General features: G+C 64.8%; 4 protein-coding genes. All 4 read left to right on the top strand.

From position 1 onward, the window contains the following. Positions 1-226 (top strand): hypothetical protein (locus ACT8II_RS00735; RefSeq protein WP_443812790.1); only part of this gene is annotated, 226 nt, incomplete at its 5' end. 137 nt (positions 227-363) lie between these two features. Continuing rightward, entirely contained in the window at positions 364-858 is a 495-nt protein-coding gene (gene rimP, locus ACT8II_RS00730) for a ribosome maturation factor RimP (RefSeq protein WP_294124011.1), read from the top strand. Between the two features lies 1 nt (position 859). Beyond that, entirely contained in the window at positions 860-2143 is a 1284-nt protein-coding gene (gene nusA, locus ACT8II_RS00725; protein WP_302742805.1) for a transcription termination factor NusA, read from the top strand. Between the two features lie 79 nt (positions 2144-2222). Then, positions 2223-4919, top strand: coding sequence for a translation initiation factor IF-2 (infB, locus tag ACT8II_RS00720; RefSeq protein WP_443812789.1), 2697 nt, complete (start codon positions 2223-2225; stop codon positions 4917-4919). Positions 4920-5062 lie beyond the last annotated feature (143 nt).

Raw genomic sequence — 5062 nt, 5'->3', positions numbered from 1 at the left:
CGCCCCTTGGCCTGAGTTCGATGCCGCCGAGGCTGCCGCCGACGAGATCGAGATCGCCGTTCAGGTGCTCGGCAAGATGCGCGCTCGCGTGATGGTGCCCGCCGGTGCCGACGCCGCGACGATGCAGGCAGCCGCGGAGGTAGCCGCTGCCAAGCACATAGAGGGCAAAACAGTTGTCAAGGCCATCTGCGTGCCGGGTAAACTTGTAAATCTTGTGGTGAAGTAGACGCCAAAAGAGCTCTCCGGCGATGCAAAATTGCCCCATACGCTGGGGATGTGCTATAGTGCAGCAGCAAATGAAGTTGTCACGTGAAGGGAGTGCGGGTTCGCCCGCGCTCCCTTTTCATGAAGGAGAGGTGTTGCATGGTCAAGAGCAAGCTCGAGCAGGACATCATCGACGCCCTGGAGGCCCGCGCCGCCGAGCACGGCATCGATGTGGTTGACGTCGAGATCGTGGGAGCTACCAAGGCCCCATGCGTCCGCGTACGCCTGGACAAGCTCGAGGGGGACCCCATCAACCTCGACGAGGTCACCGCGCAGACTGCATGGGTTTCCGATACCGTCGAGGCCCTCGACCCCATCTCGGGCTCCTACACGCTTGAGGTGAGTTCCCCGGGCATGAAGCGCCCCTTGCGCCGTCCCAGCGACTTCGTCCGCTTCCAGGGCGAGGAGGTCGAGCTCACCACCACCGCGATGGAGGGCCGCCGCTCGTACAAGGGCGTCATCGCGGCCGCCGACGATGCGTCCGTGACCATCCAACCCGAGGGCGAGGACGCCGCCACTATCTCCTATGACGATGTAAAGAAGTGCACTTTGAAGCCCGTTTACGACTTCAAGGGCGTTAAGGAAGGGAAGTAAGATGGCAGACGCCGATATGACCATGATGGAAGCACTTATGCTTCTGTGCCAGGAAAAGCACATCGATCAGCTCTACCTGCTTGACCGTCTTGAGGCGGCCCTGGCCGAGACCTATGCCAAGGTCCTCAAGCTCGACTGGGGCGCCAAGGTCACCATCGACCGCGCCACGGGCAAGATCTACGTGTATCGTCTCGAGCCCATCGACGACTCCATGGATGAGGAGGGCAACTTCACCGAGTACGAGGAGATCGACGTCACGCCCAAGGACGTCAGCCGCCTCGCCGCCCAGACCGCCAAGGCCGAGATCAACGCCATCGTGCGCAACGCCGCCCGCGAGCAGATCTACGAGGAGTTCTCCGGCCGCGTCGGCGACCTCATCAACGGCACCGTTCTGCAGTCCACGCCCGACTTCACCATCGTCAAGATTCGCGATGGCGTTGAGGCCGAGCTGCCCCACTTTGACCAGCGTCGCTACCCGGATGAGCGCAACGAGCGCCCCAACGGCGAGCGTTATCTGCACAACCAGCACCTCAAGGCCGTCATCGTCGACGTCCGTGACCCCAACTCCACGCTGCCTCCGGTGCGCGGTGAGCATTCCCGCCCGCCGATCGTGATCTCGCGCACCCATGCCGAGCTCATGCGTCGCCTGTTCGAGCAGGAGGTTCCCGAGGTGTACGAGGGCACCGTCGAGCTCAAGTCCATCGCTCGTGAGCCTGGTCAGCGCTCCAAGGTCGCCGTCCACTCCCTCGACGACCGTCTCGACCCCGTGGGTGCCTGCGTGGGTCCCAAGGGCAGCCGTGTCCGCGCTGTCGTGGGCGAGCTGCGCGGCGAGCGCGTCGACGTCATCCTGTGGGACGAGGACCCGTCCGTCTACGTGGCGAACGCGCTTTCCCCGGCAAAGGTGACCCGCGTACTCATCGATCCCGAAAAGAACTACGCTGGCGTCATCGTCCCCGACGACCAGCTCTCGCTCGCCATTGGTAAGGAGGGCCAGAACGCCCGCCTCGCAGCGCGCCTCACCGGTTGGCACATCGACATCAAGAGCGAGACCCTCGCCGCCGACATCCTCAAGAACGTCCCGCTTGCTCCCGAGCCCGTGGTCGAGGACTTGATTGACGAGGAGTCCGGTGACTTCGAGCCCGAGCGCTGCGCGCACGTGAGCGAGGACGGCATCCGTTGCCGCAACCAGGCCCGTCCCGGCTCTCGCTACTGCGGCGTGCACGATGTCGATTCCCTCGACGGCGCCGACTCCGATGCCATCGCGAACGCCGAGGACCTCATCTAGTCTGCAGGCGCGTCCGCGCACCCGAGTCCGTTTGATTGAAGATGCGCACGTCGATGTGCGTGAGAGGTAGGTGAAAGATATGGCGAAAGTCCGTATTTCCAGCCTGGCCAAGGAGTTCGGCATGACGTCCAAGGAACTCATGGGCCACCTTGAAGAGATGAAGATCCCGGCAAAGTCGGCGTCCTCGACCCTCGAAGACGCCTTCGTCTCCATGGTCAAAAAGCAGCTCGCTCCCGTGATCGAGGCGCGCGCCGCCGAGGTCGAGGCCGCTAAGCGCGCCGAGGAGGAGGCCGCCCGTGCCGCCGAGCGCGAAGCCGCCGCCAAGGAAGAGGCCGAGCGCCTCGCCGCCGAGGCCCGTCGCGAGGAGGAGCGCCGCCTGTCCCAGGAGGCCCAGGCCGCCGCTGAGGCCGTCCGTGCCGCCAAGGAGGAGGCCGAGCGTCGTGCCAAGGAGGAGGCCGAGAAGGCTGCTCGTGAGGCGGAGCTTGAGGCCAAGCGCCGCGCCGTCCCCGCTTCCGATTCCGGTATGCGCTTCCGTTCGTTGCTCGATCAGATCGCCGAGCAGGAGGCCGTGCTCAAGGAGAAGAAGGCAGCCGAGGCTGCAAAGCCCGCGAACGAGTCTCGCAACGAGCGCGGTGGCCGTCGTGGCAACCGTGGTGCGAACACCTCATCCGATAAGGGGTCGGAGACTCCGACGCGCAGCCGCCGCCGCAGTTCCGCACCCGCGGCGAATATGCCCGACAACTTCCCGCCCTCGCCTGAGAAAGCCGGCAAGGGTGGCAAGAAGGGTCGCAAGGGTTCCGTGCACGACACCCATGACGGCGAGGATCGTTACGCTCGTATGGCTCGCGAGGCGGAGGAGTACAGCCGCGAGAAGGTGCTGGCCGACGCCCGCGCTGCCGTGGAAGAGGCTTCCCGCGAGTCCTCCGGTCGCCGCAAGAAGCGCAAGGAGAAGCGCCAGGCCGAGGCGGCAGCCGCAGCCGAGGAGCGCAAGATCGAGGAGGCTCTGGCTCAGGGCATCAATCCCGAGGACCTCGACGCCGTCAAGGTCTCCGAGGGCGTGACCGTCGCCGAGCTCGCCGAGGCCCTCGACGTCTCCGCCAACGACATCATCAAGCGCCTGTTCCTGCTGGGCACCCCGCTCACCATGACGCAGACCATGAGCAACGACCTCGTCGAGCTCGTCGCCGACGACCTGGGTCGCCAGGTGCGTATCGTCACGGCCGAGGAGGAGAACTCCTTCAGCTTCTATGACGATCCCAAGGACCTCAAGCCGCGTCCGCCCGTGGTCACCGTCATGGGACACGTCGACCACGGCAAGACGAGCCTGCTCGATGCCATCCGCCACACCAACGTGTGGAGCGGCGAGGCCGGCGGCATCACCCAGCACATCGGTGCCTCCGAGGTTACGATCAACGGTCGTCAGATCACGTTCGTCGACACCCCTGGCCATGAGGCCTTTACCGCCATGCGCGCCCGCGGTGCCAAGATCACCGACGTGGTCGTGCTCGTGGTCGCCGCCGATGACGGCGTCATGCCTCAGACCATCGAGGCCATCAACCACTCCAAGGCGGCTGGCGTGCCGATCATCGTCGCGGTGAACAAGTGCGATAAGCCCGAGGCCAACCCCGACAAGGTCCGCCAGATGCTCACCGAGTATGGCATCATCCCCGAGGAGTGGGGCGGTCAGAACATGTTCGTCAACGTCTCGGCCAAGAAGGGCCAAGGCATCGACGAGCTGCTTGAGACCATCCTGCTGCAGGCGGACGTCCTCGAACTCAAGGCCAATCCCGACACCTTCGCATCCGGTACCGTCATCGAGGCCAAGCTCGACCGCGGTCGCGGCCCGGTCGCGACCCTGCTCGTCACGCGCGGCACCCTGCACGTGGGCGACACCATCGTCGCCGGCATGAGCTACGGTTCCGTCCGCGCCATGCTCGACCAGCATGGCGAGCACAAGGATGCCGCATGCCCCTCCGACGCCGTCGAGATCCTCGGCCTCAACTCCGTGCCTGCCGCAGGCGACGAGTTCCGCGTCTTCGAGGACGCTCGCGATGCCCGCGACCTCGCCGAGCAGCGCTCGCTCAAGGCCCGCATCGAGGAGCAGAACAAGGTCAAGCACGTCACGCTCGAGACCCTGTTCGACGAGATGAGCCAAAACGAGCTCAAGGAGCTCAACCTGGTGGTCAAGGCGGATGCCCAGGGTACCATCGAGGCGCTCGCCGACTCCATCGGCAAGATGGATCAGTCCGAGGTCCGTATCAACATCATCCACTCCGCCGTCGGCGCGATCTCCGAGACCGACGTCACGCTCGCCGCTGCCTCGAACGCCATCATCATCGGCTTTGGCGTGCGTCCGCAGCCCAAGGCGCGAGACGCGGCCGAGAAGGAGAACATCCAGATCAAGACCTACTCCATCATCTACAAGGCTATCGAGGATATCGACGCTGCCCGCATCGGTATGCTTGCGCCCACGGAGGAAGAGGTTCAGACCGGTGCCGCTGAGGTTCGCGACACGTTCCGCGTGCCCAAGGCGGGCCTCATCGCCGGCTGCATGGTCACCGAGGGCGAGATCAGCCGCGACGACAAGGTGCGCGTCGTGCGCGACGGCGTCGTGGTATTCGACGGCGCCTTCGGCTCCATGCGCCGCTTCAAGGATGACGTCAATGTGGTCAAGAGGGGCTACGAGTGCGGTCTTGGCATCGAGAAGTTCCAGGACATCAAGGTCGGCGACATTCTTGAGGCGTACAAGATCGTCGAGGTCGCGAGGACAGAGTAGCCTGCGACTGGCTTCCTCAGGCACCCCACCTTGCCCTTCAATCGTCGGGCGCTGCACGCAAAGCGTGCGCCCTCCTCTTTCAGGGCAATCTGGGGCACCTGAGAAACCCAGGCCGGGTGGCCTTGCTCGGTGATCCCGTTTTT

Source organism: Collinsella sp. (assembly GCF_052346665.1).
Classification (GTDB): domain Bacteria; phylum Actinomycetota; class Coriobacteriia; order Coriobacteriales; family Coriobacteriaceae; genus Collinsella.
Note: the sequence above shows the minus strand (reverse complement) of the source record. Positions and strands in the feature narration are given on the sequence as shown.

Bases quoted from the DNA above. Each gene is read 5' to 3' on its own strand.
- rimP (WP_294124011.1), top strand. From the start codon at position 364: ATGGTCAAGAGCAAGCTCGAGCAGGACATCATCGACGCCCTGGAGGCC.
- nusA (WP_302742805.1), top strand. From the start codon at position 860: ATGGCAGACGCCGATATGACCATGATGGAAGCACTTATGCTTCTGTGC.
- infB (WP_443812789.1), top strand. From the start codon at position 2,223: ATGGCGAAAGTCCGTATTTCCAGCCTGGCCAAGGAGTTCGGCATGACG.